14 protein-coding genes are annotated in these 13,410 nt (G+C 67.7%); 9 read left to right on the top strand and 5 right to left on the bottom strand.

Annotated features, from left to right (window positions below):
- Positions 1-144: 144 nt before the first annotated feature.
- Together AC4JJG_RS14400 and AC4JJG_RS14395 are read left to right on the top strand one after the other, a co-directional pair.
- Positions 145-753, top strand: a complete 609-nt coding sequence (locus tag AC4JJG_RS14400) for a TetR/AcrR family transcriptional regulator (RefSeq protein WP_495398213.1) — start codon at positions 145-147, stop codon at positions 751-753.
- A 33-nt stretch (positions 754-786) separates the two neighbouring features.
- On the top strand, positions 787-1,959 hold the full coding sequence (locus AC4JJG_RS14395) for a CaiB/BaiF CoA transferase family protein (RefSeq protein ID WP_495398214.1): 1,173 nt from the start codon (positions 787-789) through the stop codon (positions 1,957-1,959).
- Between the two features lie 9 nt (positions 1,960-1,968).
- On the opposite strand, the gene AC4JJG_RS14390 is transcribed toward AC4JJG_RS14395, so the two are convergent.
- Together AC4JJG_RS14390 and dinB are read right to left on the bottom strand one after the other, a co-directional pair.
- On the bottom strand, positions 1,969-3,270 hold the full coding sequence (locus tag AC4JJG_RS14390) for a TrpB-like pyridoxal phosphate-dependent enzyme (RefSeq protein WP_495398215.1): 1,302 nt from the start codon (positions 3,268-3,270) through the stop codon (positions 1,969-1,971).
- Positions 3,271-3,342: 72 nt separating this feature from the next.
- On the bottom strand, positions 3,343-4,548 hold the full coding sequence (dinB, locus tag AC4JJG_RS14385) for a DNA polymerase IV (RefSeq protein WP_495398216.1): 1,206 nt from the start codon (positions 4,546-4,548) through the stop codon (positions 3,343-3,345).
- 56 nt (positions 4,549-4,604) lie between these two features.
- Between dinB and AC4JJG_RS14380 the strand changes: the two genes are divergently transcribed.
- Positions 4,605-5,198 (top strand): class I SAM-dependent methyltransferase, encoded by a 594-nt coding sequence (locus AC4JJG_RS14380; RefSeq protein WP_495398217.1) that lies wholly within the window; start codon positions 4,605-4,607, stop codon positions 5,196-5,198.
- On the opposite strand, the gene AC4JJG_RS14375 is transcribed toward AC4JJG_RS14380, so the two are convergent.
- Positions 5,186-6,460: a GAF domain-containing protein gene (locus tag AC4JJG_RS14375; RefSeq protein WP_495398218.1), complete on the bottom strand. Its 1,275-nt coding sequence runs from the start codon at positions 6,458-6,460 to the stop codon at positions 5,186-5,188. The genes AC4JJG_RS14380 and AC4JJG_RS14375 overlap by 13 nt on opposite strands.
- Before the next feature lie 119 nt (positions 6,461-6,579).
- On the bottom strand, positions 6,580-7,425 hold the full coding sequence (locus tag AC4JJG_RS14370; protein WP_495398219.1) for a helix-turn-helix domain-containing protein: 846 nt from the start codon (positions 7,423-7,425) through the stop codon (positions 6,580-6,582).
- A 38-nt stretch (positions 7,426-7,463) separates the two neighbouring features.
- On the opposite strand from AC4JJG_RS14370, the gene AC4JJG_RS14365 reads away from it, so the two are divergent.
- Positions 7,464-8,036, top strand: coding sequence for a TIGR03086 family metal-binding protein (locus AC4JJG_RS14365; protein ID WP_495398220.1), 573 nt, complete (start codon positions 7,464-7,466; stop codon positions 8,034-8,036).
- Positions 8,037-8,050: 14 nt separating this feature from the next.
- Here the strand turns inward: AC4JJG_RS14365 and AC4JJG_RS14360 are convergent, their stop codons facing one another.
- Positions 8,051-8,314, bottom strand: a complete 264-nt coding sequence (locus AC4JJG_RS14360; RefSeq protein WP_495398221.1) for a hypothetical protein — start codon at positions 8,312-8,314, stop codon at positions 8,051-8,053.
- 233 nt (positions 8,315-8,547) lie between these two features.
- On the opposite strand from AC4JJG_RS14360, the gene AC4JJG_RS14355 reads away from it, so the two are divergent.
- The 5 genes from AC4JJG_RS14355 (at position 8,548) to AC4JJG_RS14335 (ending at position 13,396) form a co-directional block, all read left to right on the top strand.
- Positions 8,548-8,961: a YccF domain-containing protein gene (locus tag AC4JJG_RS14355; protein WP_495398222.1), complete on the top strand. Its 414-nt coding sequence runs from the start codon at positions 8,548-8,550 to the stop codon at positions 8,959-8,961.
- Positions 8,962-9,049: 88 nt separating this feature from the next.
- Positions 9,050-10,423, top strand: coding sequence for an NAD(P)/FAD-dependent oxidoreductase (locus AC4JJG_RS14350; protein WP_495398223.1), 1,374 nt, complete (start codon positions 9,050-9,052; stop codon positions 10,421-10,423).
- Positions 10,420-11,238, top strand: a complete 819-nt coding sequence (locus tag AC4JJG_RS14345) for a DUF1365 domain-containing protein (RefSeq protein WP_495398224.1) — start codon at positions 10,420-10,422, stop codon at positions 11,236-11,238. The genes AC4JJG_RS14350 and AC4JJG_RS14345 overlap by 4 nt, the downstream gene beginning before the upstream one ends.
- Complete coding sequence (locus AC4JJG_RS14340; RefSeq protein ID WP_495398225.1) at positions 11,235-12,560, top strand: class I SAM-dependent methyltransferase; 1,326 nt, start codon at positions 11,235-11,237, stop codon at positions 12,558-12,560. The genes AC4JJG_RS14345 and AC4JJG_RS14340 overlap by 4 nt, the downstream gene beginning before the upstream one ends.
- Positions 12,557-13,396, top strand: a complete 840-nt coding sequence (locus AC4JJG_RS14335) for a DUF1295 domain-containing protein (RefSeq protein ID WP_495398226.1) — start codon at positions 12,557-12,559, stop codon at positions 13,394-13,396. Before AC4JJG_RS14340 ends, AC4JJG_RS14335 begins: the two co-directional genes overlap by 4 nt.
- The last annotated feature ends 14 nt before the right edge of the window (positions 13,397-13,410 follow it).

The following is a 13,410-nucleotide window of genomic DNA, read 5'->3' as shown; positions in this document are numbered from 1 at the left end:
TTCTGATGTTAGATTCAGTTTCAGAAAATCACAAGGGTCGGGGCAGGAGAACGATGCATAATTCAAAGAACTCGTTCAGCCCCGCGAACCGTGTGCGTGAATCTCCTGTGGGGTGGCCGAGCACGACGACAGGAGCGCAAGCAGGTGCCACCCACCATCAAGGGCCGCCAGACCGAAGCAGCATTTCTCGACGCGGCACGCCAGTGCTTCGCCGAGAAGGGCTACCTCAACACCAAGATCTCGGACATCGCCGAGTCGGCCGGGCGCTCCACGGGGTCGTTCTACAACTATTACGACAACAAGGAGCAACTCCTCGAAGCGCTGCTCGACCAGTTCGAGGCCGAGATCGTCGCGATGTCGCTGGGCGAACGCCACCACGATCCCGAGAAGGGCGTGCGTGCGGCGGTGACCGCCTACTACACGACCTACAAGAAGTACCTGCCCGAGATGATCGGCGTCTTCCAGATGTCGATGCTCGACGAGTCGTTCCGCCGACGCTGGCTGACCGGCCGGTCGGGCGGTATCCGCGAGGTCCTGGTCGGGCTGCAAAAGGCCGAGCGCAACGGATTCCGGGTGGACCTCCCCCTGGACAATCTGGCCTCCGCACTCGTATCCACCCTCGAATCCAATTGCTGGACATGGCTTGCCGTCGGCGGCGATCTGAATGTTCCGCCGCCCGATGACGACACCGCCATCGACATCCTCAGCGCCATCTGGTACCGCACCGTCTATCGCCCGGAGACCGCGGACTAGCTCACCCTCCACCGGGCAGTCCAGGAGCCCGGAATGACCTCGGCCGCAACCACCTCCACCGGACCGCTGGCCGGTATCACGGTCGTCGAACTCGGCGGATTCATCGCCGGCCCCTTCGCCGGGCAACTGCTCGGCGACTACGGTGCGCGGATCATCAAGATCGAGCCACCCGACGGTGATCCGATGCGCCGCTGGGGAATCCAGCATGAGGGACGCAGTCTGTGGTGGCCCGGGATCGCACGGAACAAGGAATCGGTGGTCCTCGACCTGAAACGGACCGACGATCAGCGCCTCGCGCGACAGATCTGTCTCGGCGCCGATGTCGTCCTGGAAAATTTCGCGCCCGGACGGCTTGCCGGGTGGGGTCTCGATCGCGCATCGCTCGCCGCCGAGAACCCCCGCCTGATCGTCGCGCACGTCTCGGGATTCGGTCAGGACGGACCGCGCGCAGGCGATCGCGGATTCGGCAGTGTCGCCGAGGCGATGGGCGGGTTGCGTGCGCTGATGGGCTTTCCGGAACTGCCACCGGTCCGCGCGGGCGTCAGCCTGGGGGACGCGTTGGCCGGCATGTTCGCGGTGATCGGTATCCTTGCGGCACTGCGTGATCGAGACCGAACCGGCGAAGGCCAGGAGGTCGACGTCGCACTGTACGAGAGTGTGTTCGCCCTGACCGAATCACTGATGGCGGATTGGGAACTCGGCGGCGTCGCGCGCGGACGGTCCGGCAGCACCCTGCCCGGGGTGGCGCCGTCCAACGTCTACACGGCCCGTGACGGCGTGGAGGTACTCATCGCCGCCAACGCCGACAACCTCTACCGTCGGCTCTGCACCGCGATGGACCGCGATGACCTGGCCGACGATCCACGGTTCGCGAAACATCAAGCGCGCGGCCGGAATGCGGAGGAACTCGACGCGATCATCGCCGAGTGGGCGGCCGGACTCGACGGCGACGATCTCGAGCAGATTCTCGACCGGCACGAGATCCCGCGCGGCCGCATCTACACCCCCGTCGACATCGACGCGGATCCGCAGTACGCCGCGCGGCAGATGATCACCCGTCTGTCCGCCCCGGATTATCCTGCGCCCGTACCGATGCCGAGCGTCGTTCCACGCCTGACCCGCACGCCCGGCAGCATCCGCACTCCCGGGCCGCGGCTCGGCGAGCACACCCAGGCGATCCGGCGCGAGTTCACACCGGATCCCTGAGGGCCGCGCTCAGAACTTCCCGTCGAGGAATTCGGCGTACGCCGGCAGATCGAGCTGGCCGTGTCCGGACAACCCGATCACCACGACCTCCTCCTTGTCGCTGTCGGCGACATGCGCGGCGCAGGCCGCGATGGCGTGGGTGGACTCCGGCGCGGGCACGATGCCCTGCGTACGCGCGAACTGCACACCCGCCGAGAACGCGTCATGCTGGCTGATCGCGACGCCCTGCACGAGGCCCAGTTCGACGGTGTGGCTGAGCGCGGGCGCCATGCCGTGGTAGCGGAGGCCGCCGGCGTGGATGGGGTCGGGCACGAAATCCATGCCGAGCGTGTGCATCTTGAGTAGCGGTGTCAGGCCCGCGACGTCGCCGTGGTCGTAGCGGTACTCGCCCTGGGTGATCGACGGGCAGGCCGACGGCTCGGCCGCGACGATCCGCGGGTTGCTGCGCCCGTGGATCTTCTCCCGCAGGAACGGGAAGGACAGGCCGGCGAGATTGGAACCGCCACCGGCACAACCGAAGACGACGTCGGCACCGTCGGGCTCGACCGCGTACAGCTGATCGACGGCCTCCACGCCGATGACGCTCTGGTGCAGCACCACGTGGTTGAGCACCGAACCCAGCGCGTAACGGGTGTCGGGATCACCGGCGGCCACCTCGACCGCTTCGCTGACCGCCATGCCCAGGCTGCCGGTGGTGTTCGGATCCTTGGCGAGCATGGCGCGACCGGATTCGGTGAGATCCGACGGTGACGGATGCAGCGTGCCGCCGTAGGTGCGGATCAGGTGGCCGCGATACGGCTTCGACTCGTAGGAGGCACGCACCTGCCAGACCTCGATGTCGATGCCGAACTGCGCACCGGCGAAGGCCAGTGCGCTGCCCCACTGGCCGGCACCGGTCTCGGTGGTGAGCTTCCGCACCCCGTCAACACTGTTGTAGTACGCCTGCGCGACAGCCGAATTGGTTTTGTGGCTGCCGACCGGGCTCACACCCTCGTACTTGACGTAGATGTGCGCCTTGGTGTTCAGGGCCTCCTCGAAACGCCGCGCCCGGATCAGCGGCGACGGTCGCCACATCCGGTAGATCTCCCGCACCGGCTCGGGGATCTCGATGTCGACCTCGGTGCTCACCTCCTGCGCGATGAGCCCGGCCGGGAAGAGTGCGGCGAGGTCGTCGGGGCCGACGGGCTCCTTGGTGCCCGGATGGAGATGCGGCGGGATCGGGCTCTCGAGCTCGGCCGCGAGGTTGTACCAGTGGGTCGGGACACCCACCGTGACCAGGTCGGGATTGCCGGCGTCCACATTCATCGTCATGGTCTGACAGATTAAGTGTTACCTGTCACACAGCAGCGACCGGGTCTCCTTTCGTGGGCTATGGCGCCGGGCTCAGTCGGGCAGCATCGGGGCGTCGTCTCCGTGATGCCGTCCGACGAGAACCGCCCTGGTCACCGCGTCGCGCCCGAATCGGGTGCGGAGCGTGTCCATCGCGATATCGAGTTCGGCGCCACGATCGGAGTCGAAGGGCAGCGCGAGCTGGATGCTCTGGTGATCGTCGAGGTTCGTGAGCGATAACCCGATCAGTGTGCATCCCCGGTCGCGGATCACCGGCATGGCGTCGTCGAGGAGGCCGCGCGCGATCGCGAGGATCACGTCGGTCCGGTCGGTCGGTTCGAGCAGCGACCGCGACCGGGTGGCCCGGGCGAAGTCGTCGAAGCGCAGCCGCAGAACGACGGTGCGGCACAGCCGTTCCGCGGTGCGCAGACGTTCGCCGAGGCGCTCGACGATGGCGATGACGGTCGCCTCGAGGTCGGCGGGCGATTTCGGTCTGCGACCGAGCGCGCGTTGTGAACCGATGGATCGTCGGCGCCTGCCCGTCTCGACCCGGCGTGGATCGCGTGCCATCGACAATGCGTGCAGGTGCCGTCCCGTACCGAAGCCGAGCAACGACGAGAGGCCGTGCTCACCGAAGTCCGCGAGTTCCCCGACCGTCCGGATGCCGGCCTCCGCGAGCCGCGCCTCGGTCACGGCGCCGACTCCCCAGAGCCTGCGCACCGGCAGCGGGTGCAGGAACTCCAGTTCGCGCCCGGGCAGCACCTCGAGTAATCCGTCGGGTTTGCTGACCGCACTCGCGACCTTGGCCAGGAACTTGCTGCGTGCGATGCCGACACTGATCGGCAGGCCCACCTCGTCGGCGACGCGGCGGCGGAGCCCGATCGCGACCTCCCGCGGCGGGCCACTCACGCGGCGCAGGCCGCCCACATCGAGGAAGGCCTCGTCCACGGAGATCCCCTCGACGACCGGCGTCGTGTCTCGGAAGATCTCGAAGACGGCGCGGCTGGCGTCCATGTACGCGTCGAAACGCGGACGCACCACGATCGCGCGCGGGCACAGCGCGAGGGCTTCGCGACCCGGCATGGGCGTTCGCACGCCGAAGGCCTTGGCCTCATAGCTTGCGGCGAGAACGACGCCCCCACCGACGATCACCGGCTTGCCCCGCAGCGCCGGATTATCCCGCTGCTCGACCGACGCGTAGAAGGAGTCCAGATCGGCATGCAGAATCCGGGACGTGTTCGCGTCGCCCTCGATTCGCATAGAACATATGTTCGCATGACGGTCCGACACGTTGCGTGCTGCGTAGGGTCGGGGGTATGGATGCGGCAGCGGAGTGGGACGAGCGGTACAGCAGCGCGGACCGATTGTGGACGGCAGACGTGAACCCGGCGCTGGTCGCCGAGGCCGGTGAGTTGCCCGCGGGATCCGCGCTCGACGTCGGGTCCGGAGAGGGGGCCGATGCACGATGGCTCGCCGACCGGGGATGGCAGGTGATGGCGGTCGACATCTCACAGGTGGCCCTCGACCGCGCCGCGTCCATCGCCCATCGACCCGACATCGACTGGTTTCAGGTCGATCTCACGATCGACGGACCGCCCGGTGGAACCTACGATCTGGTGTCGGCGTGCTACTTCCCGATCACCCGCGCGGATCGCGCCGTCGCGGACCGGCTGATCGGTGCTGTCGCCCCCGGCGGTCACCTGCTCGTCGTCGCGCATGCGCCCGAGGGCGTTCGGGCGCACGGGTTCGATCCGGACGACTACGTTCAGCCCGGGGACATCGCAGGCCTGCTCGATCCGGCGGCCTGGTCGATTCGCCTCGACACCCGGGAACGCGGCGTCGCGGCCGGGGGCGGCCACCACACACATGACGTCGTCCTCCACGCGCAACGCGCGGATCAGACCCCGTAACGCTTGTCCAGCAGGCGAATACGGCCGCCTACGACTGCCCGGTCGGGATGTCCGGGCGGCAGCCGGTGTTCCAGCCTGCGCCACGCCACGAGGTCGTCGCGTCCATGGGCCGACGCCGTCCACTTGCGGAGATTGGTCACGTCGCCCTCGGCGATGACCCGGGACCGCAGATCTTCCCGGATCTCCTCGAACAGTTCCATCACGCCCGGCGCGGTGGACTCGGCGAGCAGGCCGCCACGCCCGAAGGCGTCGATCGCCGCCCCCAGTTCCGTTCCGTCGGCGACTCGCTGCCGGAGTTCGGAGACGTCCGACCGCAGCGACACGGTCAGCCGGTAGGGCCGGGACTCGACGACATCGGTACCCAGATCCCTTCGCAGACGTGAGATCTCGGCACGCACCGTCACCGGGTCGACGCCGTCCTCGGTCAGCGACAGGGCCAGCTGATCGGTGTTGAATCCCTCCGGATACGCCTGCAGCAACAGCAGGATCTCGGCGTGCCGGCGCGACAGCGTGCGGGCACCCGCGGGATCACCCGCGCGCCGCCATCGGTACACGTTCCCCTCGAGCACCGTCAGACGCGCATCCGACGCCGCCGCGCCGAAGGTGGACGGATCACCCAGATCGAGTGCGCGCGACTGTAATTCACGTTCCACCGCGGCGACGACCGACCGGACGGCGGCCAGGGCGAAAGGCGCCGCGACCTCCCGTCCGCCCGTGACGTCGATGACACCGATGACGTGACCCGTCCTCGGATCGTGCACCGGCGCCGCCGCGCAACTCCATTCCTGCACGGCATCCACGTAGTGCTCCGGGCCGACGACCTGCACGCCCTTGTCGACGGCGAGTGCCAGTCCCGGTGCGTTGGTGCCGACCACGTCCTCGCTCCAGAGTGATCCCTCGACGAAGTTGATCCGGGCGGCGCGGTCACGGGCGTCGCTCGCACCTTCGACCCACAGCAGCCTGCCGGCCTGATCGGTCAGCGCGACAACTACACCCGAGTCGGCGATGTCGTCGAGCATCAGGGACTGCACCAGCGGCCGGACCGCGGTGATCGGGTGCGCGGCACGGTATTCGGCGAAGTCGTCGCCACTCATCTCGATGTCGTCGCGAGTGGACGCCTCAGGGTCGACTCCCTTGTGGACTGATCGCGTCCATGAGTCCAAGACCACCGACCGCACCGCATCGACCTGCGGCGTGATCCCCGACAGCAGATCCTCGTATGCTCGCCGGATCCTTGAGGACGCCGCGGAAAGATCGCTCATTCGCCCTCCGTCTACCTGCCCCTGCCCATTGTGCCGTGGACAGTGTGACGTCGGCAACACAATGCGCCGAGCGGCGCATTTCGGGCATCGTCACGTGGCCCGATACCGATTTCGCAGTTCTAGGGGTGGAAGCGGGCCGCGAATCGGCCCGGCGTCACGCCGGTGACGGTCCGGAAGTCGCGGACCAGATGGGCTTCGTCGGCGTATCCGAGTTCGGCGGCGATCACCGCGAGCGTGGTCGATGACCCGCGCAGACGCTCGGCCGCCTCGTGCAGCCGCCTGCGCTGGATGAGCCACTTGGGTGTCAGTCCGAGGCGCCGGTGCGTCAGTCGCTGAAGGGTCCGCTCGGTGAGATGGAAGCGGTCGCAGATCTGACTCACGGCGGTGACCGCCGAATCGTTCTCGACGAATTCGACGATGGCGTTCACCAGCAGTCCCTCGTCGTCGACCGGACCCGCGGACCGTATCCAGGTCTCGACGAGGTCGGTCGCCCGGCGCTGCACCGTTTCATCTCCCGGGCCTTCGGACATGACCGCACGAACGTCGCGCACCAGTGCTGCGGACGCATCCCCGGCCACTGCCGACAGATCATCGAAACGATCGGTCCATTCCGCCACCGGTCCGCCCGTGATCAGTGCACCGGCGGCGGGCGCGAACATCACGCCGACGGCCCAGCCGGTTCCCGACAGAGTTGTTTCCGACAGCCCCGTGTTGACCCCGTAGAAACGCGCGTAGTCGTGACTGATCACCGACAGACACACCGGATATTGCAGAACCCGTTGCGGCGCTGCGCCTCCCTCGGGAACGGACCAGACCGGCACCCAGAATCTCCGGACCAGGTCGGCCAGATCCGGCGAGGGCCCCCAGCGGCCGATGGTGAACGAGCGGTCGCCGGGTTCGACGAGGTGCGCCCGTTCGACATCGGTCAACCGCCCCACCGGGTCCCCGGAACTGTCGGATTTCATCAATCGCCATCCCTATGTGCGTGCCTACGGTGTCCATCATGAGCACATCGACCGACAGTTCCGCAGCCCGGATCACCACCGACTATCAGACACTGGCCGACGGCTTCGCCGCGGTCGCCGACGCCATCACCACCGACGGCTGGGAGTCGGCGTCCCCGTGCGACGGCTGGACCGCCCGGGATGTGGTGGCGCACATGATCGACACCCAACGCGAGTTCTTCGGCGGCCACGACGTCGACCTCGGCGATCGCCCCGCGCTCGACGACCCGGGCGCGGCATGGCGCGCCCATCGTGAGTCGGTCGCGCGGCAGTTGGCCGATCCGGCGGTCGCGACCCGCGGCTTCGACGGGCACTTCGGCCCGTCCACCGTCGGCGAGACACTGCTCCGCTTCTACGGATTCGACATGATCGCGCACCGGTGGGACATCGCCACCGCGGCCGGGCAGGATCTCCGTTTCACCGACGACGAACTGACTGCGCTGGAAACGGGTATCGAGGGCTTCGGACCCGCCCTCTATGCCGACGGCATCTGCGACGGACCACTCGAGGTGTCCGCGGACGCCGACCGCCAGGCCCGGGTCCTCGCACTCCTCGGACGCGCCGCCGGCTGACCCGTCCCGCGCCGCTACGGAATCCAGCCGTTGCGGCGCGGATGGCGCGGCCGGAGAAAGCCGTACACGTAGGTGCTCACCAGCAGCACCACCGAACTGATGATCGCAGGCCAGAGGAAGCCGTTAGTGAGTGACGACCGGACGGCCACCACGATCCAGCCGATCACCAGCAGGGCCGTCGCGATGGTCGCGATGATGCGCACGACCAGAACCAGCGTCGTGACCACCGCCCACACGGCGACCCGTCCCCCGGCACCGCGGCCCCCGTACGTCGGCATGACCGCGAGTCTAGTGCGCGCCCTCCGCGTCCGATGCTGTGAATGTGATCTCGATACGCCCCCTCGCCCGGCGGCTCGGGGACTACCCGATCAGCAGCGGCCAACCAAGCGTTCACCACCGAAAGCGCCCATCGCTGGTCGAGTAGCGGTGCGCGAGCGAAGCGAGCCCGCCGCCTATCGAGACCTTCGCACAAGAGGCTGCGCGCACCGCTCCGAATCCGGACAATCGGGGTATGAAGACCGTTCTCAACGTGATCTGGCTGGTGCTGTGCGGATTCTGGATGGCGGTCGGCTACGCCGTGGCCGGCATCATCTGCTGCATCCTCATCATCACCATCCCGTTCGGCATCGCCTCGTTCCGGATGGCCAACTACGCGCTGTGGCCCTTCGGCCGCACTGTGGTGCGCAAGCCCACTGCGGGCGCGATGTCGGCGGTCGGGAACATCATCTGGCTGATCGTCGCCGGGATCTGGCTGGCGATCGGTCACATCACCACCGGAATAGCGTTGTGTCTCACCATCATCGGTATCCCGCTCGGCATCGCCAGTTTCAAGATGGTGCCCGTCTCCCTGCTGCCGCTCGGCGCCGAGATCGTGCCGAGTGACCAGTACATGCCAAGCGGATACGCCCCGGTGCAGCGCGTCTGACCTGTACCGGACCGGCGACCGGGAAGTCGTCGGTGCCGGACCTGCGGACCCGACCCATCCGCCGTGGTTCCTGCTACGAATAGGGGGCATGGAACGTTCTGCAGTGCCCGACCGGCGTCCACCCGGCACCGTCGCCGTGATCGGCAGCGGTGTCGCCGGGTTGACGGCGGCCCATATTCTCTCCGAGCACTCCACCGTGACCCTCATCGAGGCGGACACCCGCCTCGGCGGTCACGCGCACACCCACGAGGTCCCGCTGCCGTCGGGTGACTCGATGTGGGTGGACACCGGATTCATCGTGCACAACGACCGGACGTATCCGACCCTGCTGCGTCTCTTCGAGCAATTGGGCGTGGCGACCCAGGAATCGGATATGTCGATGTCGGTGCGCTCCGAGCGCAGCGGCCTGGAGTACGCGGGCGCGCTCGGTCTGCGCGGTCTGTTTCCCACGGCGCGGAATCTCACGCGCGGGCGTTATCTGCGCATGCTGGCCGAGGTGACCCGGTTTCACCGGGCGGCACGGCGATTGCTGGACACACCCGACTCCGACGAACCGCTGGCCGACTTCGTCGCGCGCGAGAGGTTCTCGCCGTACTTCGTCGAGAATTTCCTGCTGCCGCTCGTCGCGGCCGTATGGTCCTGCGATGCGGAAACCGCCGCCGAATATCCGGCCCGCTACCTGTTCACCTTCCTCGATCACCACGGCATGCTCTCGGTCTTCGGCTCGCCGACCTGGCGAACGGTGTCCGGCGGCTCGATCCGCTACGTCACCAAGGTCGCCGACGGTATCCGCGCCCGCGGCGGAGAGGTCCGCACCGGACAGCCGGTCCGGAGCATCGACGAGATGCCCGGCACCGCGCCGGGAGACGGGAGGGTCAGGCTCACCACCGACGCCGGTACCGAGGACTTCGACGCCGTCGTCATCGCGACACATCCGCATCAGGCACTGTCGATGCTCGCGTCGCCGACCGATGCCCGGCGCCGGGTGCTCTCGGCCATCCCCTACGCGTCGAAACCTGCTGTGCTGCACTCCGACACCACCCTGTTGCCGACGGTTCACCACGCCTGGGCATCGTGGAACTATCAGATACGCACGGATGCCACGCCGCGCAGCACGCCGGTCGATGCGAACACCATCGACGGGTCCGGCGTCGCGGTCACCTACGACCTCACCCGACTGATGCGGCTGCGGACCGACACGCCACGGATGCTGGTCACGGTCGGCCGCACCGATCTGGTGGACCCGGCACTCGTCATCGACGAGATGACGTACGAACATCCCGTCTACACAACGACATCCGTGGCGGCACAGGCACTGCTGCCGGACATCGACTCCGACGCCGTCGTCTTCGCGGGTGCCTATCACGGCTGGGGCTTCCACGAGGACGGCGCGGCCTCCGGTGCGCGTGCCGCAGCCCGGCTCGGCGCCTCCTGGAGCGCCGATGCACCGGTGCCGGCATGACGACCGTGTCCCGCGACACCGTCGGCCGACGCGGCGGCAACACCGGATCATCGTGCCCCACACCATCACTGGTGCGTACCCGTATCGCACACACCCGGGTGACGCCGAAGCAGCACGCCTTCACCTACCGGGGCTACTCCTGGCTCGTCGACATCGACGACCTGCCCCGGCTTCCCGCCCCGCTCCGGCCGTTCGCCCGCTTCGAGGCCGACGATCACTTCCCGGAGGCCACCTCCGCGGGCGCGACGCTCCGCGAACGTCTCGACGCACATCTGAGCGACGCGGGTGTCACGCCGCCCGACGGCCGGGTGGTCGCGCTGATGGCGGCCCGTGTGGCCGGTTACGTCTTCAACCCCATCTCCGTGTTCTGGTGTCATCGTGCCGATGGTGCACTCGACCTGGTGATCGCCGAGGTGCACAACACCTACGGCCAGCGCCACACGTATCTCGTCCGCACCGATGACCTCGGCCGGGCGGAGGTGGACAAGGAGTTCTACGTCTCCCCCTTCAACGATGTGAGCGGCCGGTACCGGCTCGCGTTGCCCGAGCCGTCGGCGAGCGGACGGGTGCGCGTGGGCATCACCCTCGACCGTCCCGGCGAGGCACCGTTCGTGGCGACCCTCTCCGGACGGGCCACGCCTGCGACCCCGGGTGCCGTGGCGATGGCCCAGCTTCGCACTCCGCTCGCCCCACTGGTCGTTTCGGCGCGTATCCGCCTGCACGGCATCCGCCTGTGGCTGCGGCGGCTGCCCATCGCACCCCGACCGGAACATCTCCATCACACCACCGTCCCCGGCAGGAGACCGACGCGATGAGCATCACTCCCGAACACACCCACCCCGATCCGAATCCCCAACCCGATCCCAATCCCTCCGTCACCGATGCGTCACGGTGGCCGGACGTCGCGGCCATCCGGCGTCGCAGCTTTCCACGCGTGCGCTCGGCCGTCGCCGATCGTCTCTTCCGGTACGCGGCCCGCAAGGTCGACGTACGCGTCGAGTATCCCGACGGAACACTGAAGGGACTGCGCCGCACCGGCGTTCAGCCGCGCATGATCATCCGGCGACCGGAGTCCTTCCATCGCCGGGTCGGCAGCGGCGGGCTCATCGGATTCGGCGAGGCCTACATGGCCGGCGACTGGACCACCGACGACCTGGTAGGGGTGCTCACGCCGTTCGCCGACCGGGCCGCCGAACTCGTTCCGCGCCCACTACAGACACTGCGCGCACTCGCACTGCCGAAACATCCGGCGGACGAGGACAACTCGGCCGCGAACACCCGCTCGAACATCGCCCGTCATTACGACCTGTCCAATGATCTCTTCGCGACCTTCCTCGACTCGACGATGACCTACTCCAGCGGGCTCTTCACCGATGCGGAACTCGCGGAGGGGCCGCGGTGGTCCGTGCTGGCCGATGCGCAGCGCCGCAAGATCGACCGTCTGCTCGACCTGGCAGCCGTGCGGGAGGGCAGCCGCGTCCTGGAGATCGGAACAGGCTGGGGCGAACTGTGTTTGCGCGCCGCGCAACGAGGCGCGACCGTCCACTCGGTCACCCTGTCCTCCGAGCAGCGGGACCTGGCCCGGCGGCGAGTCGACGAGGCCGGACTGGGTGACCGGGTGCGGATCGATCTGCTCGACTACCGCCATGTCGACGGCGAGTACGACGCCGTGGTCTCCGTCGAGATGATCGAGGCGGTCGGCCTTCGGTATTGGCCGACGTATTTCGCCACCATCGATCGGGTTCTCGCGCCCGGCGGCCGCGTGGCGATTCAGGCGATCACCATGCCGCACGACCGCATGTGGGCGTCCCGGAACACCTACACCTGGGTGCACAAGTACATCTTCCCGGGAGGGCAGCTCACGTCACTGCCGGCGCTCGACACGGTCACCCGCGACCACACCGGGCTGCGACTGCGCGACAACCACGCCATGGGAGCGCACTACGCGGAGACCCTGCGACTGTGGCGTGAACGGTTCCATGGTCAGCACGATCGGGTGCGCGCCCTCGGGTTCGACGAGACCTTCATGCGCATGTGGGATTTCTATCTCGCCTACTCGGAGTCCGGATTCCGGGCCGATTACCTGAATGTGCACCAACTGCTGTTCACCCGTGAAACCGAAGGAGAGACACGATGATCGACGTTCACGGATGGGCCGCTTTCGGTGTCATCACCGGCGCGAGCCTGGTCTGGCTGACCCTGCTGCAGGCAGCCGGATTCACCATCGGTCACCGCATCGGCCGCTACAACGTCGTCGATGTGACCTGGGGACTCGGCTTCGTCGGCGTCGGCGTCATCGCCCTGATCCTGGGTCCGGGTGATCCGGCGCGCCGCTGGCTGCTCGCGGTACTCGTGGCCATCTGGGGACTGCGACTGACCTGGCATGTGCACAGCAAGACGAAGGGCAAGGGCGAGGATCCGCGCTATACGGAGATGCTTCAACGGTCGGTGGGCCCCGGGAATCGGGTCGGTGCCGGCACCGTGATCCGGAAGGTCTTCGCAACGCAGGGCGCCTCGCAGTGGTTCGTCTCGCTGCCCATTCAGGTCTCGGCGGTGGTCGGAGCCACCAGTGGCGCATGGCTCGTCGTGCTCGTCGCCGGTGTGGCCCTGTGGATGATCGGTCTCACCTTCGAGGCCATCGGCGACGCACAGCTGAAGCGCTTCAAGGCGGATCCGGGCAACAAGGGCGCCATCATGGACCGTGGCCTCTGGGCGTGGACCCGGCATCCGAACTACTTCGGCGACTCGTCGGTCTGGTGGGGTATCTGGTTGATCGCGGCCAGCGCGTGGCCCGGTGTGCTCACCGTGGCGTCTCCCGCGATCATGACCTATTTTCTCGTATTCGCCACCGGCGCACGGCTACTCGAGAAGTCGATGAGCAAGCGACCCGGGTACCCCGAATATCAGGAGCGGACGTCGTATTTCATCCCCATGCCGCCTCGCCGTCGATCGGGTGAGTCGTCGCGGTCATGACCGCAATGTGCGCA

The sequence above is a fragment of the Gordonia sp. B8661-1 genome (genome assembly GCF_059427765.1).
Note: the sequence above shows the minus strand (reverse complement) of the source record. Positions and strands in the feature narration are given on the sequence as shown.